This window comes from Actinoplanes sp. NPDC049599 (genome assembly GCF_044465625.1).
GTDB lineage: Bacteria > Actinomycetota > Actinomycetes > Mycobacteriales > Micromonosporaceae > Actinoplanes.
In genome coordinates, this window is record NZ_JBITLX010000025.1 from 15,957 (window position 1) to 39,954 (window position 23,998).

The 23,998-nt window shown below is 71.5% G+C and carries 16 protein-coding genes and 1 pseudogene; 12 read left to right on the forward strand and 5 right to left on the reverse strand.

The window, feature by feature from the left end; translation table 11 throughout:
* Positions 1–42: 42 nt before the first annotated feature.
* Both ACIBQZ_RS32785 and ACIBQZ_RS32790 read right to left on the reverse strand, forming a co-directional pair.
* A complete protein-coding gene (locus ACIBQZ_RS32785) occupies positions 43–192 on the reverse strand; it encodes a DDE-type integrase/transposase/recombinase (RefSeq protein ID WP_396092709.1) in 150 nt (49 codons plus the stop codon).
* Positions 189–620 carry an integrase gene (locus tag ACIBQZ_RS32790; protein ID WP_396092710.1) on the reverse strand — a complete coding sequence of 144 codons (432 nt, stop codon included), beginning with the start codon at positions 618–620 and terminating at the stop codon, positions 189–191. Before ACIBQZ_RS32790 ends, ACIBQZ_RS32785 begins: the two co-directional genes overlap by 4 nt.
* 83 nt (positions 621–703) lie before the next feature.
* On the opposite strand from ACIBQZ_RS32790, the gene ACIBQZ_RS32795 reads away from it, so the two are divergent.
* From ACIBQZ_RS32795 to ACIBQZ_RS32805, 3 genes and pseudogenes are all read left to right on the forward strand, one after another.
* Positions 704–910, forward strand: coding sequence for a hypothetical protein (locus ACIBQZ_RS32795; protein ID WP_396092711.1), 207 nt, complete (start codon positions 704–706; stop codon positions 908–910).
* A 202-nt stretch (positions 911–1,112) separates the two neighbouring features.
* Positions 1,113–1,821 (forward strand): annotated as a pseudogene (locus ACIBQZ_RS32800) (transposase family protein).
* Positions 1,822–2,010: 189 nt separating this feature from the next.
* Positions 2,011–2,595, forward strand: coding sequence for a hypothetical protein (locus tag ACIBQZ_RS32805; RefSeq protein ID WP_396092712.1), 585 nt, complete (start codon positions 2,011–2,013; stop codon positions 2,593–2,595).
* Here ACIBQZ_RS32805 and ACIBQZ_RS32810 read toward each other — a convergent pair.
* A complete protein-coding gene (locus tag ACIBQZ_RS32810) occupies positions 2,576–3,067 on the reverse strand; it encodes an IS3 family transposase (protein WP_396092713.1) in 492 nt (163 codons plus the stop codon). The genes ACIBQZ_RS32805 and ACIBQZ_RS32810 overlap by 20 nt on opposite strands.
* A 619-nt stretch (positions 3,068–3,686) precedes the next feature.
* Between ACIBQZ_RS32810 and ACIBQZ_RS32815 the strand changes: the two genes are divergently transcribed.
* The 6 genes from ACIBQZ_RS32815 to ACIBQZ_RS32840 all read left to right on the forward strand — a co-directional run bounded on the left by ACIBQZ_RS32815 (position 3,687) and on the right by ACIBQZ_RS32840 (position 19,695).
* Complete coding sequence (locus ACIBQZ_RS32815) at positions 3,687–6,872, forward strand: hypothetical protein (RefSeq protein ID WP_396092714.1); 3,186 nt, start codon at positions 3,687–3,689, stop codon at positions 6,870–6,872.
* Positions 6,873–7,106: 234 nt separating this feature from the next.
* Positions 7,107–7,421: a TetR/AcrR family transcriptional regulator C-terminal domain-containing protein gene (locus ACIBQZ_RS32820; protein ID WP_396092715.1), complete on the forward strand. Its 315-nt coding sequence runs from the start codon at positions 7,107–7,109 to the stop codon at positions 7,419–7,421.
* Complete coding sequence (locus tag ACIBQZ_RS32825; RefSeq protein ID WP_396092783.1) at positions 7,418–7,576, forward strand: hypothetical protein; 159 nt, start codon at positions 7,418–7,420, stop codon at positions 7,574–7,576. Before ACIBQZ_RS32820 ends, ACIBQZ_RS32825 begins: the two co-directional genes overlap by 4 nt.
* A 67-nt stretch (positions 7,577–7,643) precedes the next feature.
* Complete coding sequence (locus ACIBQZ_RS32830) at positions 7,644–11,687, forward strand: fibronectin type III domain-containing protein (protein WP_396092716.1); 4,044 nt, start codon at positions 7,644–7,646, stop codon at positions 11,685–11,687.
* On the forward strand, positions 11,687–14,074 hold the full coding sequence (locus ACIBQZ_RS32835) for a hypothetical protein (RefSeq protein WP_396092717.1): 2,388 nt from the start codon (positions 11,687–11,689) through the stop codon (positions 14,072–14,074). The genes ACIBQZ_RS32830 and ACIBQZ_RS32835 overlap by 1 nt, the downstream gene beginning before the upstream one ends.
* Positions 14,071–19,695: a hypothetical protein gene (locus ACIBQZ_RS32840; RefSeq protein WP_396092718.1), complete on the forward strand. Its 5,625-nt coding sequence runs from the start codon at positions 14,071–14,073 to the stop codon at positions 19,693–19,695. The genes ACIBQZ_RS32835 and ACIBQZ_RS32840 overlap by 4 nt, the downstream gene beginning before the upstream one ends.
* A gap of 88 nt (positions 19,696–19,783) precedes the next feature.
* Here ACIBQZ_RS32840 and ACIBQZ_RS32845 read toward each other — a convergent pair whose 3' ends face one another.
* Positions 19,784–20,494 carry a hypothetical protein gene (locus tag ACIBQZ_RS32845; RefSeq protein WP_396092719.1) on the reverse strand — a complete coding sequence of 237 codons (711 nt, stop codon included), beginning with the start codon at positions 20,492–20,494 and terminating at the stop codon, positions 19,784–19,786.
* A gap of 517 nt (positions 20,495–21,011) precedes the next feature.
* Between ACIBQZ_RS32845 and ACIBQZ_RS32850 the strand changes: the two genes are divergently transcribed.
* The 3 genes from ACIBQZ_RS32850 (at position 21,012) to ACIBQZ_RS32860 (ending at position 22,058) form a co-directional block, all read left to right on the forward strand.
* Positions 21,012–21,383 (forward strand): type II toxin-antitoxin system RelE/ParE family toxin, encoded by a 372-nt coding sequence (locus ACIBQZ_RS32850; protein WP_396092720.1) that lies wholly within the window; start codon positions 21,012–21,014, stop codon positions 21,381–21,383.
* Positions 21,380–21,709 carry a helix-turn-helix domain-containing protein gene (locus tag ACIBQZ_RS32855; RefSeq protein ID WP_396092721.1) on the forward strand — a complete coding sequence of 110 codons (330 nt, stop codon included), beginning with the start codon at positions 21,380–21,382 and terminating at the stop codon, positions 21,707–21,709. The genes ACIBQZ_RS32850 and ACIBQZ_RS32855 overlap by 4 nt, the downstream gene beginning before the upstream one ends.
* 184 nt (positions 21,710–21,893) lie before the next feature.
* Positions 21,894–22,058 (forward strand): hypothetical protein, encoded by a 165-nt coding sequence (locus ACIBQZ_RS32860; RefSeq protein WP_396092722.1) that lies wholly within the window; start codon positions 21,894–21,896, stop codon positions 22,056–22,058.
* A 960-nt stretch (positions 22,059–23,018) separates the two neighbouring features.
* On the opposite strand, the gene ppk2 is transcribed toward ACIBQZ_RS32860, so the two are convergent.
* On the reverse strand, positions 23,019–23,858 hold the full coding sequence (gene ppk2 / locus ACIBQZ_RS32865; protein WP_396092723.1) for a polyphosphate kinase 2: 840 nt from the start codon (positions 23,856–23,858) through the stop codon (positions 23,019–23,021).
* Positions 23,859–23,998: the final 140 nt, after the last annotated feature.

Sequence of the window (23,998 nt, forward strand, 5' to 3'; positions counted from 1 at the left end):
CGGGACAGGCCGGCACGGCGTCGGTGACGCCTTCCCTCGGGATCACCTTGAGCGTGCGCAGCGCTCGGGTGAAGAACCGGCGGTCGCCGCAGTGTCCCGGCGGGTCGAGACCAGCACATCGATGACCTGGCCGTGCTGGTCGATCGCCCGGTAGACGTTGTACTTGCCGGAAATGCCATCCGAACAGGTCAAGCGGCATGCCCGTACTCGTGGAGGATGCCGCCGAGGCGGTCACGTCGATGGATGTCCAGGTGGGTGAGCCGGTGCGGGTCGGTGATCGGTTCGGGCAGCGGCGCCAGTGGCCGGGCGTTGGCGAGATGCGCGGTTGCACCGAGGACCCGGGCTCGGCGGCTGGCGTGCTCGATGACCGCGAGGACGCATGGCCTCGTGCCGGTCAGCGTGATCGTCTCGATGAAGTCCGCGGCCAGCAAGTACCTCTGCCTGCGAACGCAGGAACTGCGACCAGGTCGTGGCGGGCCGGTCCGGGCCGGATCGATCCCCGTCTCGCGCAGGATCTCCCAGACCGTCGACGCGGCAACCTTAACCCCGAGGGTGAGCAGTTCTCCATGCACCCGTCGGTACCCCCAGGACGGGTTCTTCCGGACCAGGCGCAGTACCAAGGTGCGATCGAACGGATGGTGCGTGGCCGGCCCCGCCGTCGAGGCCGTGACGCTGCTGCGTGGCGCCGTGCGAGCAGGTCGCGGTGCCGTCGAAGGATGGTGTCGGGACGCACCAGCAGCCGGAGGCGGGGCAGGCTGGGTCGGGGGAGTTGGTGAAGCAGTGCGGCCAGCCATGCACGGTCGGCGGGTTCGAACCGAACCCGTTGCCCGTCGAGTTGGCGGTGCAGGACGGTGAGCTGGTGGCGCAGGGCGAGGATTTCCGCGTCCTTGTCGCGGTCGGCGCCTGGTAGTAGCCGCAGCAGCGTGAACGCGTCAGTGATACCCAGGTAGGCCAGTGAGGCTTCTGAGTAACGACTTGGGTGCTCAAGGTGTTCGCCTGTGCTGTCGTATGTGGACACGCCCGGACCTGTTGTGGTGCAACGAAAGAGCGCAGAACCCCGGTAGGAAGTGGACTTCTCACGGAACACTTCACACCAGGGGTCCTGCGCCGCCATGAGTGTCACATACACCGCCACCCTGCCCGTATCCGAGGACACCGTATTGTTCGTGTCCGCTCTGCTGCACGCCTCGCGACCAGGGCTGGAACCCGTTCGCTGGGCTGTTTCAGCCAGGCGGTCCTGGTCTTGCGCCGGCTGCTCGACGGCACCCGGATGGCCCAGCTGGCCGCTGACAACACGATCAGCCGTTCGACCGGCTACAGCTATCTGCACGAGATCGAGACCGACCGGTGCCGCACACCCGGACCGACTCTCGGAGTGGATCTCTGGTGGTCGGGAAAGCACGACAACCACGGCGGGAACGTGCAGGTCATCACCGCCCCGGACGGCTGGCCGCTCTGGACCTCGCCCATGCGGCCCGGCCGTGAACACGACACCACCGCCCTGCGTCACCATGACATCCTGCCGCTACTGACCGCGTGGACCGACGACCACCTACGAGTGCTCGGCGATCTGGGCTACGAAGGCGAGCAGGCCACCATCACCGTCGCGTTCAAGAAGCCGAAGAACCGGTCCTGCACCCTCATCGAACAGCAGTTCAACCGCGCTCACAACGCCGTCCGCGCCATCGGTGAACGCGGAACTCGCTGCTCAAGACCACCTTCAAAGCCCTGCGCAACGTCAGCCTCCGCCCGTGGGCCATCGGGCGGATCACCGCAGCAGCCCTCGTGATCCTTCACATCGAACACGGCCGGACCACCTGAACAAACCCGCCACCCACCGTCAACGGCCGTTACTCGGAAAGCCTCACTGCGGTACGCGAATGGAATAAGGGCGGAAGACCGTTCAGATGCGGCCAGTCGCCTCTGGGGCCGTCCCGCTGCCACATCACACGATGAGAGAAAGCGTGGCCGGGTATCCCGACCTTATAGAGAACCGCGTGGGGGTGCTCCATGAAACGGCTCCGGCGGCTGGTTCCGATCGCGATGGCGGCGGCCCTCGCCTTTACTGCGGTCTCCTGCGGCACGCGGGAGTACGAATCTCCTGGCGCCTCCTCCGACTCCGGATATTCTGAATCTGAGACGCAGAGCGAACCGGAGGGGCAGCGAGGAGAAATTTGGCAGTGGGCGTTGGGCAGGGACGTTGACGATCCCGCGCTGCGGCCATACACCCTCGACATGAGGGGTGACGCCGCCAGCGTCCAATCGGAGGGCTTCCAGCTGCACTTCGACTCTGCCATGAAGGTTTACATGGTGGCACTGGTCAACGACGAGAGCAGCCTGGGATTCGGGCCGGAGAACACCTTCAGCGCATATCAGGGTGCTCTCCCAGGCGACCTGTCCTGGGACATGACGGCGGCGAACGTCGTGGAGGTGCTGGGCGAGCCGGACGACTCGTACACGACGGGATACGGGGTTGAGTTGTCATTCACGTATCGGGACCTGGGCGGGTATGCGGTTGAAATCGATCTGGCCGCGCGGCACCAACGGGACCTGTGGGACTCGCCGATGCACATGATCAAGGTCGGTTCGGCGTAGACGGTCGTTCCCGCCGGATCGGATTCCCCCTTGAACGCCAGGCTGGTGATCGTCCGTCGGTAGGGGCTCCAGTGCTGTCGCGGTGGCCGCGACCGGCATCCACCCGTGGCCGCAGCGGCTGCCCGCGGCCTGGATCGGTCGGTTCGACCGGCGCGAGCAGGATTGTGTCGATGTGGAAGAAGTCGATCGCCAGCAGGCCGTGGGCTTGTGCGCGCAGAAACGTTCGCCAGTTGGTGTCCATCGCTCGCGGTGCCGGGGCGAGCCGCCGGGTGGCGAGGACGCGCCGGATGGTGCCCGCGCCGACGTGGTGGCCCAGGCGCTGCAACTCGCCCTGGATGCGCCGGTGCCCCCACCGCGGGTTCTCTCGCGCAAGGCGTCGTATCAGGTCCCGGATCTCGTCGTTGGCCGGTGGCCGACCGGCCTTGCGCGGGTGGGTCCAATGATGGCGGAGCAGCCGCCGATGCCCGGCCAACAGCGTCGCCGGGGGTGACCAGCCGGGCCAGGGCGGACAAGATGGCCCGGTCGGGCCAGGACAACGGGGGCCGAGCCTTCAGCTGGATCATCATCAGGTACACGAGTCGAGTCAACACACCGATGATCGTCACCGTCACCGGGAAATCCCAGCTCACCGTATGTGCGACAAGTTCTGGCACGGTACAGGGCGGTTGCGGTGGGGCGACGACGCTTCGCGCGTCGCCAAGATCAGATGGGGCTGCGCCCGGTTCAAGGTCGGCACCAGCTGGTGTCGGTGTCATGTGTGACACTTCCGATTTGCGTGTCTTGAGGTTGTCGTCGGCGACGTCCGCAAGCGCGACGTCCACAAGCGCCTTTGCGGTTCCTCCCTGTGTTCCGTTCGATTGGTTGTTTGCCGCTCGGTGGTTCGTTGGCCGCCGGCTCCATGTCGTCCTGGTGTCCCGTTCCTGCCGAGCGGGGCGCGGGGCCGTTCGCGCCGGGCCGTGGGAGGGAGCCATGGTGCTCTCGCTGGGGCAAAATCCCGAACCCTGAGTGATCCGCTTGTCTTCCCCGGTGTTCTGCGACCTATTACAGTGACGCCGGTGGATGCCGCGCCATCCCAGCCGAGGAGATCAGTCATGCTGCCGCTCGACCTCTGGAAGCCGGCCAACAAGGACGGCCGGCCCGGCATCGCGTCCCTGCGCGAACTGCTCGAGATGTTCGTTGACGAAGGCTTCGTCTCGCGGACGCACGGGGAGGACCTCACGGCCGGCTCCCCGGAGGGCAAGGCGCTCTTGCTCCGCCACGATGTCGACTGGCGCTTCGACGGCGCGCTCCCGCTGGCTCGGGTGGAGGCTGATCTTGGCCTGCGCTCGACGTACTTCTTCCTGCCTCCGGGGGACTACGGGTCGCTGTCGAACTACTACGGCACCGTCGTCGACGGCCGGATCGTGCACTCCGATTCGTTCCTCGAGGGGATGCGGGAGCTGCGCGGCCTCGGCCACGAGGTGGGAATCCACAACGACTTTCTCCAGCTGTCCGTGCACACCGGCCGGACTCCGAGGGAGCTGCTCGCCGAGGAGATCGCCTGGTTCGCGGAGCAGGGGATCGACGTCCTGGGCACGGCGTCGCACGGGTCGCGGTTCGCCCGGGAGCACGGGTTCGTGAACTACGAGCTGTTCACGGAGGCGGCCAGGCAAGGCAAGCCGCCGCGATGCGTGCAGATCGAAGGCGGGGAGGAGCTCCGGCTGCAGCAGTTCTCCTACACCGAGGTGGGCCTGCGGTACGAGGCGTACGAGGTCCCGCGCGACTGCTACGTCTCGGATTCCGGCGGCCGGTTCGTGGTCCTGCGTGGTGCAATGCGTCAGTCGTGGGACCGCGGCGCACCGTCCCCGGTGATCATGTCGAAGGTGCGGCCGCTGCTCGCCGATCGGACCCGCGCGGTGGTGCTCTTGCATCCGGAGTGGTGGACCGAGCGGGTGCCCCGGACGCGGAGCAGCTCGGTGAGCCCTCGCCGTGCGGCGCTGCCTGTGGTCACGTCCGATCCGGTGTTCCGGCGTACCGACGGCAAACCGGTGCGGATCGGCGTCCGCGGCGACTGCTGCTGCCGGCGGATGGTCCACATGAACAAGGCCATGTTCCCTGACGGCTACGACATGCTGGTCAACGAGAAGTGCACGAACGCGGCGTACGCCGATACCCTCCGCGGCCGTGTGGTCAGCGACGACGAGCTGCGTCGGCTGAGCGACGTCGACGCCATGTCGGCCAGCCTGCGGACCTACTACCTCGGCCAGAACGACCGGTCAGTCGTCGCGATGGACGACATGGACCTGCTCGTCATGGACACCTACTCGGACATGAACTTCGAACTCTGGTCGCTCCCTGGCCGCGGCGCCAAGGTCTGGGTCCACCCCAAGATGGTGCGGCGCGAGAGCGACCTCGCGGCGGGCCTGACTCCGCTCGGCCGAGCCACGCTCGAGGACGCGGTCCTCGACGCCGTGCGCGTGATCGACGCGGTCCGCAAACGGAACCCCGGCGTGCCCGTCCTGTTTCTCAACCAGCCCGTCGAGTACTACTCGAAGCTCGAGGGCCGGCGGGGCTTCTACCGCATGGGTGAGCGGGTCGCGCTCGAGCGCCACGGCGTCTACTACGCCGACCCGCTCGACATCTCAAGCCTGGAACCCGACGACATGGACTCCAGCGGTCCGGGGCAGACGCTCCACTTCACCGGTCCGACGTATCGCCGCATGGTCGTGTCGGCCTGGCAGCGGGGACTCGCCGACCACTTCGACGGCTCGCCCACTGCCCGGGAGGAGGTGGCTGCGGCGGGGAGGTCGCGCCCGGTCCCATTGAGCGCGATCGAGCGGTTCAAGCGCACACCGGCCGGACGCGCCCTGCGCGTGCGGGTGCGGGCGGCCCGCAGGGCGGCGAGGTCGGCCAAGAGACGCGCAGCCCGCCTGCGCGCGCGGGCGCTGGCACCGGGGGCGCCTCGTCGTGCAGTCCGCAAGGTCCGTCGGCGGCTCGGACTGGGCGCCCCGGCCGCAGCGCCGCCGCCACGGGCCACCGCCGTGGTCGCCGTGCCTCCCGCCCCGGCGCCCGAGCCGGCGGCGACCGTCACGGCGCCCGAGCCGGCGGCGACCGTCACGGCGCCCGAGCCGGTGGCGACCGCCACGATCGGGTTCGGGCTCGGCTCGGCCGACTGCCTCCCCGCGTGCGCCGCCAAGGTGGAGCGCGCACACGCTAGCTACCGCGAGTACTTCACCCTCAAGGAGGACGACCAACTCGCGGACAAGCGGTGGACGCCCATGCTGCTCCCGGTGGAGGAGGTCCTCGACTACGCCTCGTGGGAGCAGCACATCAAGTCCTTCGGGAAGGGCTCGCGCCTGCGGCAGAAGCGCAAGGCCGAGCGGCTCGGGTACGTCGTGCATGAGTTCGCCTGGGCGCAGCACGTGCCCGACATCTACGACATCAACACCTCCAAGGAGGTTCGCTCGGGCGGTCCCATGCGCGCGTCGTTCCGCCGGACGATCGAGGAGATGGGTGGCGCTCCGAAGGCGCCGTCCGCGCCGATCGCACCCGCGTGCGTCCACCACTGGGACCTGCGGTTCGGGGCGTTCCTGCCCGAACCTGGTCACCGTCAGGGTGACGTGGTCACCGACGAGCGGCTGGTTGCCTACGTCGCGCTGTCACGCAGGGGCGACGTCGCGCTGTACTCCATGATCCTCGGCCATGGCGACCACCTGGCGAACGGCGTCCTGGTCCTGCTCCACCACGAGATCGTCCGCTGGGTCGGCGAGAACCAGGAAGGGCCGACCGCCGACCTGCGCTTCCTCATGTACGGCGGGCGCGAGAACGGCGGCGCCAGCCTGCTGCAGTGGAAGCGGCAGGCCGGGTTCCGGCCCTACCACGTGGTGGCCGTGGACAAGTCGGAGGATGACCGGACCGCCGACGCCGATGGCTCGACCGTTGACGCGGACGGTTCGGACATCACAGAGCGCGTTTCCGATGCCGTGCCATCCGGCGGACCGGATCCGACTGGCAGAGAATCACGGCTGGGTAAGCGCGGTGATGTCCAGGAGTCGCCGAGCGCTGCCGGATCTAAGGCGGACACCGCGGCCACCACCGACGGTGTCCCATCGGTGGGTGGCATCGAGGAGAGTAACTCTGCGGAGTCGGGCGCCAGTACCGCCCTCATTCCTCGACAGGGCGGCCGGAAGTCGCCGTCGGGTTCGGATGGGCGGCCACCGCAGGACGAGGCGGGTGGACCAGACACGAGTGGGGACTTGACCGGCTCGCGAGAGTCGGAGCCGACCACGCGCCCGTAGGCAGCCGGAGTGCTGAGCGACGCGATGAGCGCGAAACCGACACCGCGTGGGTGACCGTGGCGTCCACCCGGTCGAAGCGATACGGCACGACGGTCATCCCGTCGAGCACCTGACCGTCGGCCAGTTCCACCCGGTACTGCGCCAGGCCGGTCGCCGCGCCCGGCGCCCCCGGGGATCAGGGTCTCCGTCCCGTAGGCCCGGACGACGGCGCTGGGCAGGTGCGAGAACCCGGTCATGAGGTTGGTCACGGTGATCACGACCTGTCGGCGAGGACGAACGAACAGGCTCCCGCCGATCGCGTCGCGCAGGCTGCCCGGCCCGCCGGGACGGCGGTGTAGAGCCGGCCAGGGTGAAGTGACGGACTTCGGTCGGTATTTCGCCGAGACCGCGCTCGCGCCGGAGCCCATAGCGCTGCATCGGCTGATCATCGCGGAGGCCGGGCGGGTGCCCGGGATCGGCCGCGCGTTCCTTGCCAAACTGTCCCCATTTCGGCAGCGCTCTGATGGGCGAATACCTGACCCGCCTTCACCCCCGGCGCGCTCACCCTGACCGGCCCGGCGCTCGCCAGCGCGCAGCTCTACCACGCCATGCTCGGTGGCTCGCTGATGCGCCTGCTGACCAACGCCTCGGCGCCGACGGCCCGCGAGATCGAGGCCGGCATCACGAATGCCGTGGAGGTCTTCCTGGCCGGCGCGCTGCGTTGACGCTACGTATCGGCTTGCTGACATAACGAGATCCCACACGCGCGGAGACCAGTAGCGTCCGGTCGACATGAGCAGCGACCGGTGGCACGCCGTGCTCGGCCTTGGCACCGACGGCGGGCAGCCACTCTCCGACGGCGACACGCTGGCCCGCGGCGTGCACCTGCTCTGGACGCTGCGCCCGGAGCTCGGCTTCCCGGTCGACGGCTACCACGTCTCCCGGCGCCGGCACCGCCCGCCCGAGTGGGTCTGTCTCGACGCCTCCTTCGGCCTGCTGCCGCCGCCCGGCGGCGTGACCGAGTGGGACAACGGCGAGGTCTTCACGCTGGAGTGCGACCCGGGCGGGGCGACGCTTGACCCGGACGGCTGCGTGCCGGTCGGCGCCGCGCGTTACCCGGGTGCGGACCGGTCGCTGACCATCCGGGCCGACCGCGAGTTCGTCGCGCTGCGGGCCGCGGGCGAGGGCAACCGGCCGACGGTCGAGGTCTTCGCTGACGTCGGCGGTGAGGAACGCCTGGTCGCGCGGCGGCGGGCGGCCCGGCGCGGCGCGGACAGCTGGTTCGTCGAGGTCTGGGCCGAGGGCGTCGCGTCCTGCCGGCTGACCGGCGACGACCTGACGGTCTGCACGGTGTGCTGGGGCATCGCCGACGAGACCAGCGGGTGGCAGCGGCTGCACGACGAGCGGATCCTGCTGCCGGTGGTCGAGCCGGACACCGGCAACCTGCCCCAAAATTTGCAGGACCGGAACGCCACGGAGGCCGTCGCGTACGGCCGGCTCGCGGCCGGTCTCGACGAAGCGGTGCGGGAGCGGCTGGCCACGGCGTTCGCCGGCGAGGTGGGGCCACTGCTGGAGACCCTGGTTCGGGACGGGCGCGGGGCGCTCGTGCCGGCCGAGGCCACCGCGTCCGCCACCTCCCGCACGCCGCCCCTGCTCACGCTGCCGATCGCGCAGTTCGTGGCGCTCGCCGCGCTCGACCCCGACGTCTCGCGCATGCTGGGCCTCTACTGGCACGACCCGGTCGCCGACGGCTCCTGGGACTACCGGGTCGTGGCCCACCACGGCGACGCCCGCTTCCCGAGCCGGCTCGTCACCGTCGACGGGTTGCCGCTGGGTGCCGCCGGCACGCCGACGGTCACCGTGGACGGCCTCACGTTCGTCGGCAACGCCGGCCTCACCGTGGTCGACGGCGGCGACCAGCGGGTGCTGCGGGTCGAGGAGCCGGTCCTGGGCACCGCGGCCGGGGTGCGGCTCGGCGAGCTCACGCCGCGGGTGACCCTGCGGGTGTCCGGCCCGCTGCTGCTCCCGCTGGTCGGGTGGCGCGGCGGACTGCAGGTGGCCTCGGGCGTCGCGGCGCTGGGCGTGGCCACCCTGGAGGAGCCCACCGGCATCGACACCGTGACGTGGTCGGCCGGGCCGGTGACCGTACGGTCGGTAGAGCTGTTCGAGCGGGCCGGCACGGTCGGCGACCGCACGGCGTACGCGTGGAATCTCTCCCCGGTGCCCCCGCCGCCCGTGCAGCCACTGCGGGTGATCGAGGCCGGCGCGGCGGCCGAGCCGGCGCGGCTGGAGCCGGACGGCACGGTGGCGGCGCACACCGGCGCGCTCGGCGTGGACTGGGCCGAGACCAGCGCGGTCGAGGACGAGCAGCGGCCGGTCCGCGCGCACGTCGGCCGGTCGCCCGCCGAGCAGCCGCTGCGGGTGGTCAACGCGGACCGGCCGGCACCCGCCTTCGGGCCGGCGCCCGCGACGAGCCATTGGACCGGGCCGGACGTGCCGCGCCGCTGGGTGGAGCGCGGCCTGCCGCCCGGGACGTACGCGGTGGCCGTGCGCGGGGTCGACGCGTTCGGCCGGCTGAGCGAGTGGAGCGAGCAGGAGCTCGCCGGCATGCCGGCCGGCACCGTGCCGCCGCCGCCCGAGGCCGTGACGGCCGCCTACCTGGACCCGGCCGACTCGCTGCTCACCGACGAGCAGCGCGCCCTGGCCGACCGGGACGGCCCCGGCCTGCTGGTGGGCTGGACCTGGCCGGCCGAGCGGCGGGTCGCCACGCCCGGAGTGGAGCCGAACGGCGAGTTCCGGGTCTACGCGCGCCGCGGCGACCCCAACCTGATCGTGGGCAACGTCCTGGCCGTCACGGACCTGGGCGACCGCAGCCGGCTGCGCACCGACTGCGCGCTGCCCGAGCCGCCGGACGCGATCGCGGGCGAGAAGCTGCGGGTCGGCGGCGCGAGCTTCCCCATCCTCACCGGCCGCGCCGGCGGGGTGATCGAGGTTGCCCACCTGACCGCGCCGACGGTGCGGCCGGGTGCCGGGCCGTGCAGCGTGCGGCTGGCCGAGGGCGGCACTGCGTACACCGAACTGACGATTTCGCGCGGCTTCGGGCAACTCGTCCGCGCCGAGCCGGTCGGGGCGTTGCCGACCCACGCGGCCGTGATCGGCGCGGTGGTTCCCGCCGGCGACACGGCCATCGTGACGCTCGACCGCCCGCTGCCGCCCTGGCCGGCGGACATCGTGGCCGGGCGGCTGGTGTCCGGCGGGGTGGCGTTCCGGGTGGTGGCCCAGCGGCCCGGCTCCCGCGAGCTGGAGCTGCGGGCGACGACCGCCGTCGACGGCGCGGTCGCGTGGCCCGTGACCGGCCAGCGGTGCACGGTCTGGCCCGGCCGGCGGTACGCGGCCTGGCTGCCCGGCGCCGGACACCGGCCGGAGGCGGCCGAGCGGCTCGCCGAGACCCTGGTCGCGGTGAGCACCGCCGACCTCGACGCGATCGTGCTGCACGAGCCGGTGCCGCCCGGGCCGCGCCGCGCCCGCGACGGCGCCGGTCCCGGACTGGAGGGGCCGCTGTCCCGGGTGGCGCGGGTGAGCGTGCCGCACCGGCAGGCGCCGCCGGCCGTGCCGGTCGCGCTGCCGCCCGAGATGGACGGCGACATCCCGGCGGACCGCGCCGAGCCGGCCGACTGGTACGGTCGCGCCCGCTACGTGCTGAGCTTCGCCGCGGTGCCGAGCGCCACCGGCTACCGGGTGGGCCGGGCCAGCGTGGCGGCCCTCTTCGAGAACGACCGGGTGTCCCGGCAGACCGGCCTCGCGCCGTACGCGGCCGGCCCCTTCGACGACGGCGGCGCGTCCGAGGCGTGGCTCGCCGAGCACCACCCGGACGTCTCGGTGGCCGACCTGACTGAGCTGCCACCGGCGCCTGGTCCTAGGGACGGCGCGGAGAACCCGGGCCCCTCCGGCGCTGGGCTGGAGGTGCGGGCCGCTTGGCGGGGTTGGGCCGCCTGGTTCTACGCCGCGAAGCTCAACCGCGACGTGATGGCGCTGGCCGAGCTGCCGTGCAACGAGGCCGCGCTGCAGCCGGCGCACGAGGGCACGGTGGACGGGTCGCCGTTCGTGGACGACCTCGACGGGCGCGGGCTGGGCCGCTTCGTGTACCGGGTGCGGCCGGTCGACGCGTCCGGCAACGCGGGTCCGTGGAGCGACGCGTTCCCGCTGGTCGAGGTCGCGGACGTGACCCCGCCGGGGACGCCGTCGGTGCGGTCCGCGCTGGGTGGCGAGGGCGCGGTGGTGCTGACCTGGCGGGCGAACCGGGAGCCGGACCTCACGGCGTACCGGATCTGGTGTGCCGAGCGGGCCGGCGACCTGGCCGACGTCCGGCGCCTGCCGGCGTACGCGGAAATCAGCCCGACCGCCGGTGTCGCCGTCCAGACCTGGACCGACGACGGCCTCGCGGATCGCGCCGACCGCTGTTACCGGCTGGCCGCGGTGGATGCGAGCGGCAACGTCTCGGCGCCGACGCCGGTGCTGCGCGCCCGCCCGGTCGACACGATCCCGCCCAACGCGCCGGCGTGGGTGAGCGCGGAGTGGAGCGGGGCCGTCGTGGTGCTGGTCTGGGTGGGCGACGAGACCGGGCTGACCTGCCAGGTGGAGCGGCGCGCCGATCGCGGGCACACCTGGACGCGGCTGACCGGGTGGCTGCGGCCTGGCGTGGAGGACCGCCGCTTCCGGTACGCGGACGGCAGCGCCGATCCGGCAAGCCGCTGGATCTACCGGGTGCGCGCCCGCGACGCCGCCGGGAACGTGGCGACCGGCATGGTGGAACGCCTGGTGGAGACGGTGGACTGATGGACATTTTCCTGCCCCTGCTGCTGCCGCCTGCGCTGCCCGGCGGCGACACGAGCGACACCGGCGGCGATTCCGGCGACGAGGCACCCGACAACCGCTACGAAGGCTACGACGAGGCGTTCGCCGTGCACGACCCGGGCGACGGCGGCGTGGAGATCGAGTGCCTGGACCCGGGCGGGCTGCCCGAGACGATCACGGTGGTGACGCCGCAGCCGTGCACGCTGACCTTCGCGCCGGCCGGTGTCGGGACGCTGCCCGACGGCTCGCCGGCCATTGTGGACACCGTCGTGCTCTGCGCGTACCCGGACAGCGTCAACGAGTACCTGATGCGGCTGCCGGGCCGGCCGACGCCGGCCTACTGGGCGCTGACCGGCGTCGGCCAGGCCAGTTTCGAGGCGCTCGTGCAGGTGTGGAGCGACGCGGCCAGCGAGGCGCAACTGGACGCGGCGTGGCCGGACGGATCGCCCGCGACGACCGAGGAGGGCCGGGCGAACTTCCGCACCCAGGTGCTCACCGGGGCGTTCGACGTGCCGCTGGAGGCCGGCGTGCCGATCGGCGACGTCGACGGGAACCGGCTCGGCCTGCGGATCTACGACGTCGCCGGCGACCTCGCCCATCCCGGGCTGGTGCTGCCCGACTTCGACGACCTGAACACCGACCTGGTCCGGCACCCGCTGATCGCGGCGTTCCAGGCGCTCGACGTGGACGTGCAGATCTTCCTGCGGTTCCAGCACCTGAAGGTCGACAACTCGCCGAGCGCGTCGGCCAAGGCGTCCTTCGAGCCGCTCGTGGGCGTCACCGTCGAGGTGATCAACCTGGCGCCCGGCAACGTCATCGACACCGGGGTCACTGACGCGGACGGGCGGGTCGCCTTCTTCGTCGACAACTGGGACTGGACCTGGGGCGCGACGGCCGACATCTACTTCAAGGTGACCGTGCCCAACACCAACGCGGTGCGGCGGCAGCACGGCCGCCGGTCGCTGTGGTTCGGCACGTGGAGCACGTACCGGATGGCGATCGAGCCGGACCTGCGCGACGGCACGGTGTTGTCGACTTCCGGGCAGCCGGGCTATTACCCGGACTACACCGGCTGGGCCATCGGCACGGCCAGCAGTCCGCTGGAGTTCAACCTCGGGACACCGGTGATCCTGGCGGCGCAGTACGAGGCCGACGGTTCCGCGAAACTGGTGGCGCCGTGGCGGCCGTTCGCCCGCGGCACCGAGATCCAGCTCGCCGTGCCCGCGGACCCGCTCAGCGGCCTCGGATTCGAGGTGCTGGAGACGTTCTACGCCGACTCCGACGGCGAGGTCTGGGGCACGGCGTTCGACGTGGCGTACGGCAACGACCTCGAGATCCATGTGCCGCTGGCCATCGCCGAGGACGCCGCCGCCGACTTCATCGGCTCGGCCAGTCTGCCCCGGGTGGTGACGCTGTTCAACCCGCCGCCGTGGAGCGGGCTCGACCGCGACCCGACGGCGGCGCACTGGGCCGCCTTCGACGCCCCGGCCATCGGCGACGCGGCCGGCCCGCTGGCGCTGCGGGTCTCGCTGCGACCCACCGACGACCAGGCCGCCGTCCTCTTCCTGCTCAAGTGCGTACGCGAGACGCACGTCTGGCTGCGCGCGATCACCCAGGGCGACTGGCGCGGCATCGAGGGTGCCTGGGTGCACATCAGCGAGACGGTGGTCACCGACATCATCGACTACATCGCGACGTGGCTGGGCCAGGCGCTGCCGAGCATGAACCCGCCGTCGGCGGGCCTGCTGCTGCGCGCCCACAACAAGTGGGACCGGGACACGAGCATCCACGAGTTCTCGCACGGCGTGATGTGGTCGCTGGCGCCGATCGGCCTCGGCGACTTCCTGTGTGCCTTCCTCACCGGCAACTACAGCAACCACTCGCTGTGGACCGAGCTGAGCGAGTTCTCGGCGCTGGTGGAGGGCTGGAGCGACCTCATCGCCAACACGCTGGGCGGCGGCGGCTTCACGGCCGTGCCGGCGACGCCGCCCGCGCAGGTGGTCGACGCCAGCAACACATGGGTGCCGTTCGCCAACGTGCCGCTGATGGGCATGCGCATCGAGGGCTGCTTCGCCGGCGCCTTCTGGAACTGGCTGCACACCAACGGCGGGCTCGAACCGTGCACGGACACCGACCACCCGGACCCGCACCTGGCCGGCGTGCTGGGGCCGCTCCCCAACACCACCATCACGGGCGCCGCCGCCGACTTCATCGACGGCCTCTGGCGTCCGGTCAAGCGCCTCCAGGACGATGCGATCTCGCTGCCGGGCACCGACGACCTGCTGGTCGAGACCGAGCAGACCCTGGGGCCGTCGCGCTGGTCGACGCTGGAGACCGGCTACCTCAAGCCGTGGGACATGGCGCCATGACCGCCGCGCGCACCTGGATCCCGCTGTCCCGTTGGGTGCCGTTCCTCCCGGCGGGCCAGTTCGACGGGCCGTCGCTCGACGACGTCGCGGTGGTCGACTTCGCCATCGGCCTGTCCGCGGGCGCCCTGCGGGTGACCTGCACGCTGTCGTTCGCCACCGACCTGTCGTTCGGCCTGCCCGGCGTCGACGACCTCGAGCTGCTGCTGCTCTCCGACGGTGACGACACCCGCGTCACGGCCGAGGCGATGCTGGGCGCCGACCTGAGCGTGACGCTGCGCGACCTGCGGGCCTCGCTGCGGCTGCCGGGCGGGCTGTTGGTGCCGGTGACCCGCGCCGGCCCCTCGGCGCCGTGGGAGCCCGTGCCCGGCTCGCTGACCGCCACCTTCGACGTGGACGTCGCGATGGCGGACGGCGACGGGCGGGTGGTGCTGGAGCCGCCGCCCGCGCTGACGCTGACCCCGTTCATGATCGGCGAGACCGGCATCGTGGTCGAGGCGAGCGGCATCGGGCTGGTCCTCAGCGACGCCGACCCGCCGCCCGCCGGCCAGGCGACCGGCTTCCGCGGCGTCACGATCGCCATCGCCACGGTCCACCTACCCCCGGCCTTCGCCCTCGACCTGGCCCCCGACGCGATCAGCGCCACCGGCCTGGTGATCGGCACCGGCGGGGTCAGCGGGGTGCTCACCGGCACCTGGCAGCCGTCCTGGTCGGGCACCACGCCGAGCGGGGACGGCGCCGGGACGCTCGCCGGCCTGCCGTTCGCGCTGGACTCGCTCTCCCTCGAACTCGCCCAGAACTCCGTGATCGGCGCCGCGATCGCGGGCCGGCTCGCGGTGCCGTTCTTCGACGCCGTGCTCGACGTCGACGTGGCCGTGTCCGTCGACGGCACGGTGTCGCTGGCCGTGCGCGCCGACGACGGCCTGCTCACGCTGGACATACCGGCTCTCGGCTCGCTCACCGTGGCCGCGGTCGGGCTGGACGGCGACGCCCTGCTGCTCTCCGGCGACCTGCAGCCCGAGATCGGCGCGCCGGCGCTGTCCTGGCCCACGGTCACCGTGGAGGACCTGCGGGTCAACGCGGACGGCACGGTCGAGGTGCCGGGCGGCTGGCTCACCCTGCAGCAGCCGCTCGCGCTCGACCTGTACGGGTTCGGCCTCGAGATCACCCGCATCGGCTTCGGCACCGAGGACGACGGCCGGCGCTGGTTCGGCGTGGACGGCGCGCTGCGCCTCACCGACCTGCTTCCGGCCGGCGCCTCGGCCCGCGGGCTGCGCGTGCTCTGGCATCCCGACCGGCCCTCCGATCCGCCCGCGCTGGCGCTGGAGGGCGTCGGCGTCTTCTTCGGCATCCCCGACACGTTCGCGTTCGAGGGCGAGGTCGCCCTGGCCGACGACCCGGCCACCGGGCTCAAGCTGTTCACCGGCGAGCTGTCGCTCGGGCTCGACGCGCTGGACATCGGCATCGACGCGGGCATCACGGTCGGCCGCGACCGGGGCGCCACCTACGTCTTCCTCCACCTCGGCGTGTCCGTGCCGATCCCGGTGGCCGCCACCGGCACCGCGCTCTACGGGCTCGAGGGCCTCTTCGCGATGAACATGGCGCCGCTGGTCAGCACCGGCGACGTGGTGGTCGACGCGGACACCACGATCGAGCGGGGCGACTGGTACGGCTGGTACAAGGCGGTCGACGAGCGGTTCAGCGTCACCGACCCGAGCAAGTGGACACCGGAGCTGGGCGGCTGGGCCTTCGGCGCCGGGCTCAGCCTCGGCACGCTGCCCGACGCCGGCTTCTCGGTCAACACCAAGGCGCTGCTCGTGGTGCTGCTGCCCGGGCCGGTGATCCTGCTGCAGGGCACCGCCGACCTGTTCAAGGTGCCGGCCGCGTTCGGCGAGGGCAACGCGGAGGAGGGCACGTTCCGGCTGCTCGCGGCGATCGACGGGCGGGCCGGCACGCTGCAGCTCGGGATCGACGCCGAGTGGACCGTGCCGCGCCTGCTGGAGATCGCGGCCAGCACCGAAGCGTTCTTCGACTTCGACCGGATGGACGCCTGGCACGTGTGGCTCGGCCGCGAAGAGCCGGAGAGCATGCGGATCCGCGCCGACATCCTGTCGCTGTTCCACGCCGACTCCTGGCTGATGCTGGACGCCAAGGGCGTCGGCACCGGGCTCAGCGTGAGCTTCGGCGACACCTGGCGGTTCGGGCCGGTGCGGCTCACGCTGGGCGCCTGGATCGGCGCCACCGCGGGCATCGCGACCCGGCCCGCCCAGCTCACCGGCGCGCTGGACCTGGGCGGCGAGTGCGAGATCGCGGCCGGGCCGTTCGGGCTGGGCCTGTCGGTGGGCGCCGGGCTGGAGGGCGACTCCTTCGCGCCGTTCCGGGTGGCCGGCACGCTCTCGGTCAGCGTCGGGCTGCCCACCCCGCTCAAGGACCTCGACGTCGACATCACGCTGGAGTGGAGCCAGCCGGAACAGCCCGTCATCGCCGACCCGTGGGTGGGCGCGGTCGTGGAGCACGAACGCTGCACCGAGAGCTGGACGCCGGTGGCCGGCGCCGACCTGGCCGCGCCGCCGGACGGCGACGCGCCCGTGGTGCCGCTCGACGCCGGGGTGCTGCTGACCTTCGCGCAGCCGATGGGCGACGAGGCGCGGGTGGCCGACAACCCGCCGGCCGGCGCGCCCACCGTCGCGATCGGCGCGCACGTGGCCGCGTACACCCTGGTTGATCTGCGCCTGCATCGCTGGCGCCGCACTCACCCGGCGGCAGGCTGGGAGGACCTCACCGACACCGTGGTGGCCACCTGGACGCCCGACGCCAGCACCCGGCTGCAACTGCTGGCGCGCTCGCCGTTCGCCTTCACCCGCTCCACGTCGCGGCGCTGGGTCGACTCGTTCCTGGAGGGGCAGGTCACCTGGCCGTGCTCGATGCCGCCGCCCGCGGTGCGGACGTGCATCGACTGGAACGACTGGAAGCCCAACGCCAGCCTGCCGCGGATCTGGGAGCAGGGGGGCGCCACGCTGAGCAGCGAGGGCGACCTGATCGTCGACGACCGCGGGGACGGCACCCGGGCGATAGCGCTGCGCTGGGCGCCTGCGCCGGATGGGACGCCGCAACCCGGCATCCTGTGGATCGGGCTACCTGAGCCCGCCGTCGAGGTGACCGCTGAGGTGGAGGTGTCGCTCGGCGACTGGGTGGCGCTGCGCGGCTGGTCGGGCAGCGAACAGGTCGGCGTCGACTGGGCGCTGCCGGGCACCGTGCTGTTGCGCGTGGCGGGCGACAGCATCGACGCGGCCACGATCGGCTGGGGCTTCAACGTGGAGCCGCAACTGCTGCGCCTGTGCTGGGTGCCGAAGGCGGCATCCGACGCGATCGACACATGGAGCGCCGGCCAGGAGTCGCTGGAGACGGCGGCCGAGCGGTGGGCCTCCGTCGAGCTTGTCCTCGACCCGGAGAGCCACTACCGCATCGAGGTCACCACGCGGGCGGTGCTCACCGAGGGCGGCCGCGAGGTGGACCGGGTCGACGGCGTGCACGCGGTGCAGTTCCAGACCGGCGGGCCGCCTGGCATCGTCCCTTCGTGGGTGCCGCCGATGTCCGGCTTCCCGCGCGAGGGCGTGCTGCGGGACCTGACGCCGTACGTTGCGCGCAGCATCCCCGATCCCGGTGCGGTGCCGGTGTTCCGGGCGTACGACCTCGGCTGCGAGTTCGCGACCACCACAGTGCAGCAGATGTACGGGGCCGACCTGCTGATCCGGCTGCCCGGCGGCACCTTCGCGAACGCCTGGGAGGAAGGCCCGGCGACGACGCTGACGACCTCGGAGGCCACCTGGCTGTCCCGGTTGGACGCCTGCACCGGCGCGGTGGAATGGACCGGCCTGGCCGGCGACGACCACGTCCGTGCGCAGGTGCCCGGCCTGCTCTACGACGACTTCTCGGGCACGCTCGGCACGGTCTGGCAGGCCGTCGTGCTCGACCCGGCGGAGACCCGCGCCGCCAACTGGCACCTGGACTCCGGGGTGCTCCGGCAGGACGTCGCGGTCGGCACGTCGTACGTGGCCGGCGGGGTGTCCGCCTCGGACGTGGCTGTCGAGACGGTGGCCTGGGCGTCGACGGGCGTCTTCGGCCTGGTGTTCCGGTGGCGGGGGAGCGGCGATTACTACCGCTTCACGCTGGGCACGCGGCGGCAGCGCCTGGTCCGGGTGGACGGCGCCGTCGAGACCGAACTGTGGTCGGCCGCGGGTGCCTACGAGCCCGGGGTGCCGACGCCGCTCGCCGTGCAGGCACAGGGCGGCGCGATCCGCTGTCAGGTCGGCGAGCAGCTGATCTGCGACATCCTCGAGGACGTCGCCGGCATCGCCGGAAGCGTCGGCCTCTACGCGGCGAGCAGCACCGACGCGGCCTTCGACGAGGTGCGCGCGCGGCCGTGGCCGGGCACCGCGCTCGAACCGGCGAGCGCCTGTACCGCCGAACTGCTGGCCAGCCGGCCCGTCTTCACCGACGCGTTCAGCGACCTGGCGGCGTTCGACCCGGTCACCCTGGGCGACGGCCAACCGGTCGACACGTGCTCGGCGTCCCGGGGCACGGCCACCATCGCGGCCCCGCGCGGCGAGACCGTGGTGGCGCTGGCCGGCGACCCGGCCGCGGCGGACTACGTGGTGGAGTGCACCGCGCGCGCCGACGCGGACGGCATGTTCGGCCTGGTGGTGCGGCACGACGGCCGGGGCCGGCACGTGGCACTGCAGTTGACGGCCGGCGGCGGGCGGTCGCTGGTGTCGTACCAGTCCGGGCTCGGGCGGGTGCTGTGGATCGACAGCACCAAGGTGGTGACCGGCGCCACGTACGCGCTGTCGCTGCGCTGCGAGGGCACCCAGATCACGGTCGGCGTGGACGGCGTGGAGGTCACCCGCACCGTGTCGACCGGCGCCGGGCGATTCGGCCTGCTCTCCGGCGTCGTGGGCAAGGGCTGCGCGTTCACCGACCTGGTGGTGCGCTCGGCGCCGCGGGTGCCGGTGCACCACTGGAACCTGACCACGTCCCGCTACCTGGGCCTGCCCGACATGCTCGACACGTTCGCCGGCACGGTGTGGCCGCTGCCGTCGTCCGTGGGCTCGTTGGCTGCGGCGGCCACCGCGGCGTCGACTGCGCTGACGGCCGCACAGGGCGCCGTGGCCGCGGCCCGCACCGAGGTGGCCGCCGCGGACCCGGTCGAGCTGGCCGGTCTGGCCGAGGCCGCCCGCGCCGCCGTGGCCGCGCTGCACGGGGCGAGCGCCGCGTCGCACGATTCGCTGGTCGCGGCGCTGGGCACGCCGTGGCGGCCGGTCCCGCCGATCGTCGAGCTGTCGTCGGTCGGCGAGGTGGCGCTGCTGCTGGACCTGCCGGAGCCGCTGCCGTGGGAGCGGATGACGTGGTCGCTGGAGGGCCCGGGGTCGCCGGCCGACGTCGTGCTGGCCTGGAGCGCCGACGGCGCGCGAGCGATCCTGGTGCGCGCCGGCGCCGCGCCCTTCGCCGCCGGTGCCTGGACGCTGCGGCTCGCGCTGCACCTGGATGTCGGGCCCGCGCAGGCGAAGTGGCGCCGGGGCGGCAGCAGCCTCCCCGAGGCCGGGAGCCTTCGGTTCTCGCTCTAGCCCTGGACTTCGCACATGGTTTTGCACTGCCGTTATATAGCCAGCGGGGTCGGGTGGCGCGCGGCTTTGGCCAGGTCGGGTCTTCGTATTACTGCAGGTGCGTGAGGTAGTGGTAGTTGCCGGGGCCGGCGGTGGTTTCGAGGGTTTCGATGACGGCGCGGGGGTTGTCGTACGGGCCGGAGATGTAGAACGGCTTGCCGTCACGGCCGAAGCGGATCGGAGTGGGACCGGTTGGTGTGCCGAGGTAGGGGGCGGTCACGGTGAAGTTGGCTGCGGGCTCGAAGCCGAGGTCGCGGGCGTAGGCGACGGCACCGTGGATGAGATGTTGGGCCAGGTCCAGGGGTGCGGGCAGGGCCGGGGCGGTGAAGGCTTGGAAGAAGTCGTGGCGGTAGGTGTCGATGGAGCCTGAGCCCATGGGGTGCGGCCCGGTGGTGTCTTTGACGCCCAGGCAGTACACGTCGACGAGGTAGCCGCAGAGCGTGACGCGGCTGGCGCGTTCCTGGCGGGCGATGAGGATCTTCGCGAGGCCTCCGGTGCCCGGGTCGGTGGCTCCGATCGGATCGGCTGCGGCCCACTCCGGTACGTCGTCGAGGCCGAGACCTGCGCTCCAGCCGGGGCTGATCCAGCACCCCAGCAGGGTCCGCTCGGCCGGGTCGACACCGGTCTGGTGGGCCTCGGCAGCTTGGCGGATCAGCGGGGCGACGACCGCGGGACGTAGCCCGAGTGCCTTGGCGATCTGCTTGGGTGTGCTGCCGCGTTCCCGCAGGGCGATGATCTGGGTGAGGACGTCGTCGTTCACTGGTTCATCATGCCGGAGGCCGCTTGGGCGAAGGCGTCGGTGTTGAGCCGCCAGCCGTTGCGCTGCGGGTTTTCACTCGACGGTAGGGCGAGTCCGGCCTGATCGAGGGCTCGGAACGCCTGTTCGCGGCGAAGACGCTGAGGCCGGTGCGCTTGGCCGCGCCGGTCGCAGTGAGGTAGGCGACAGTGATGGTGTTCGGCGGGTCTGGCCAGGACTGTTGCCGCGCGGAACTGTTCACCGCTCGGCCGGTCGCCCGGCGGCCCGGGGCTCCCTCTGCCGGCTTCGCGGCCGGAGCGGATTTGGTCGCCTTGGGGGCGTGCCGACCGTCGGCTTCGCGGGCCGACCTCGCTTTGGCTGCGGGTCCGGCGCCGGCTCGGCTGCCGGTTCGGGCTCGACGGGACCTCCGGTTCAGCCGCGTTTCTAGGACACGCGAACTGGGCCGGAACGGGGGCATGTATTGGCAGAGAGGCGTGGATCTGACGGGCCGCCGACATAAGGTGTGGTTTATAGTGTGCCTATGTGGGACGTTGTGCTGCTCGCCCCGGTCGAGGAGTGGTTCCTGGCGGTGTGCGAGTCGGACCCGACCACCGCCAACCGGGTCATGGAGGCGATCGACCACCTGGCAGAGGCAGGTCCGGGCCTTGGCAGGCCGCTGGTCGACCGCATCCACGGCAGTCGGCTGCACAACCTCAAGGAGCTGCGGCCTGGCTCCGCCGGGCGGTCGGAGATCCGCCTGCTTTTCGTCTTCGACGTCGAGCGGGAAGCGGTGATCCTCGTTGCTGGGGACAAAGCGGGCCAATGGAACCGCTGGTACCGGGAGAACATCCCGGTCGCGGAGGAGCGATACGAGCAGTACACGGTCGAGCGCAAGAACAAGGAGGGGCCATGACCGGGCGCCGGTGGAGCGAAGTGAAGGCCGAAGCGGTGGCCCAGCAGCCGTGGCTGGCCAGTGACGAGGCGCGCGAGCAGCGAGCGGAAATCCGTGCCGAGAACCTCGGCCGTATCCGGGGGCATGAGCTGGCCGAGATGCGTAAGTCGGCCGGGCTCACCCAGGCCGAGGTGGCAGCGATCCTCGGGGTGAGCCAGGCCCGGATCTCGCAGATCGAGCACGGTCAGGTCGACAGCCTGGACACGCTGCGCGCGTACGCCGAGGCGCTGGGCGGCGAGGTTTCCATCGTCGTCTCCCGCGGGCCACTGACCTTGCGGGTCGCCTGATCCGTTTGGGGGTTCACCACATGCGGGCAACACCCTCGTCGGGTCACTCGGGCGTGGGATTGCTGAAGCGGTCGTCGTCGAGCACGGTGTGATGACGGGCGTTCTCGTGATGGGGAGGTCGGTCGTGGCGACTCGTCGGCGGGCAGCGGCGAGGATTCGGGTCCTCTCGCCTGATGTGGTGCCGATGAGCAAGGAAGACGAGCAGCAGGCGATCCACGCGATCTCGGCCATGATCGCGCAGTGGTGGCTGGAACACGGCCGAGACGATGACGCACCGGAGACCGCCACGGCAGATGATCATGACGATGCCCGTCGACGTACCGCCGCGACTGGCACATCGAGTCCCTGAACTGGGAAAACGCGGTTCTTATTCTGCCACGTCTGGTCTACCCTCGTTTCCGCAGGTCAGCGGCCCGTTACCGAACAACCGGTAACGGGCTATTCGTATGTTGCCCCTTACTATCGGCGCAGGCGGGGTGCGGCACGGGTCGTTTCCTTGGTGCCGCGACCCGTCCCCAGGTGGTTGTCGTTCTGGGCGTTGCCGTGGATTTGTTGTTGCTCTCGCGGCCGTCGAGGCTCACCGTGCTCATGTGGTGGGTGTATGTGGCCGAGTCGATGCGCGGGCCGCCCAGGTAGGGTCGCCGGATCTTCGTCCCTGACGACATCTACCAAATGAAGACCGTGCAGGCTGGATGGCCGAAACCCCCCACCCGGCAATCCCACTTGAGGTACGTGCCCCCCGCGAGCACACCGCCGCGAAATGGAGACCGTGCCGCTGCCGGCGTCGCCGACGCCTCACCGAGGCGGGGGCGTCCCCTCGACACCCGAGCCGGCGTTCGGCCGACTGCCGAGCCCGGCGGATGCACCTTAGGGCCGGCCCATGTGGCGATCCGTCAACCAGAGGCATCGGATCTCCCCGGGCCTCCCTCGTATGCGTGGGGGAGCAGCCGAATCCGAGGTGGCGCCGGACGGTCCAGTAGGGATCACCCCGGCGCGCGGGGAACAGTTCTCCTCAGCCTCCGCCATGCTGCGTAGCGCGGGATCACCCCCGCGTGCCTGTGCAGCAGATGCCGACGCGCAACGTCGGCATCGTGACCGAGGGATCATCCCCGCGTGCGCGGGGAGCAGCAGTTTCTCGACGTGAACTCGGCCCAGATCATTGGATCACCCCGCGTGCGCCGCCTTCACACGGCGGATGCCCCAGGTGCGGGTACTGGCCTGCGGGCCGGAGTTGTGGCTGTAGCTCCTGCTGGTCGAGGGCGCCGGGTCGTGGCCCCGGAGGTCGCCGACCGGCCGTCCATGAACGGCGTCAGTCCTTGATCGAGTCTCGGCCGCGTTGGACGAGGTGGGGGTCTGCGGGGTACACCACCGACGGATCTTTGTCTTCGTAGTCGAACTGGTCGAGGAAGAACCGCATGGCGTTGAGGCGGGCGCGTTTCTTGTCGTTGCTTTTGATCGACGTCCATGGGGCGTACTCGGTGTCCGTATGTTCGATCATGGCTTCCTTGGCGGTGGTGTAGTCGTCCCAGCGGTCGAGGGACTCGAGATCCATGGCGGAGAGTTTCCACCGGCGGACCGGGTCGATCTGCCGGATCGCGAATCGGGTGCGCTGCTCGGACCGGGTGACGGAGAACCACAGCTTGGTCAGCGAGAAGCCGCTTTCGACCAGCATCTGCTCGAACAGCGGGGCCTGCCGCAGGAACAGGTCGTAGTCGGGTTCGGTGACGAAGCCCATCACCCGTTCCACGCCTGCCCGGTTGTACCAGGACCGGTCGAACAGCACGATCTCGCCGGCGGTCGGCAATTGCGTGACGTATCGCTGGAAGTACCACTGACCGAGCTCGGTCTCGGTGGGCTTCGTGAGGGCGACGACGCGCGCGGCGCGGGGGTTGAGGTGTTCGATGAAGCGCTTGATGGTGCCGCCCTTGCCGGCGGCGTCGCGACCCTCGAACAAGATCACGTGCTTGGTGCCGTTTTCCTGCGCCCAGTTCTGAAACTTCAGCAGCTCGATCTGCAGCTGGTATTTCTCCTGCTCGTAGGTGTCCCGGTCGAGCCGCTCGTCGTAGGGATAGTCCTGCCGCCAGGTCTCCACCGGGTTGCCGCCGGGATCGATCAGATCGGGATCGGCGAGATGGTCGTCGTGCTGCACCGAGTAGCCGTCCCGCAGCAGCTTCTCCAGGTACTCCCGGAAGTTTTCGCGTATCACCGCCCGATTCTCGGTCCTTACCCTGCCGTTCCGCGCCCCTCACCGCGGCCCTGCCGTACGGCGACCGGGTCTCCGCGGTCGAT

What these genes read in the sequence shown, in the direction of transcription:
- ACIBQZ_RS32805 (WP_396092712.1), top strand. Translation starts at nt 2,011, where the DNA reads ATGAAACGGCTCCGGCGGCTGGTTCCGATCGCGATGGCGGCGGCCCTC.
- ACIBQZ_RS32815 (WP_396092714.1), top strand. Translation starts at nt 3,687, where the DNA reads ATGCTGCCGCTCGACCTCTGGAAGCCGGCCAACAAGGACGGCCGGCCC.
- ACIBQZ_RS32820 (WP_396092715.1), top strand. Translation starts at nt 7,107, where the DNA reads ATGAGGTTGGTCACGGTGATCACGACCTGTCGGCGAGGACGAACGAAC.
- ACIBQZ_RS32830 (WP_396092716.1), top strand. Translation starts at nt 7,644, where the DNA reads ATGAGCAGCGACCGGTGGCACGCCGTGCTCGGCCTTGGCACCGACGGC.
- ACIBQZ_RS32835 (WP_396092717.1), top strand. Translation starts at nt 11,687, where the DNA reads ATGGACATTTTCCTGCCCCTGCTGCTGCCGCCTGCGCTGCCCGGCGGC.
- ACIBQZ_RS32840 (WP_396092718.1), top strand. Translation starts at nt 14,071, where the DNA reads ATGACCGCCGCGCGCACCTGGATCCCGCTGTCCCGTTGGGTGCCGTTC.
- ACIBQZ_RS32850 (WP_396092720.1), top strand. Translation starts at nt 21,012, where the DNA reads ATGTGGGACGTTGTGCTGCTCGCCCCGGTCGAGGAGTGGTTCCTGGCG.
- ACIBQZ_RS32855 (WP_396092721.1), top strand. Translation starts at nt 21,380, where the DNA reads ATGACCGGGCGCCGGTGGAGCGAAGTGAAGGCCGAAGCGGTGGCCCAG.
- ACIBQZ_RS32860 (WP_396092722.1), top strand. Translation starts at nt 21,894, where the DNA reads ATGAGCAAGGAAGACGAGCAGCAGGCGATCCACGCGATCTCGGCCATG.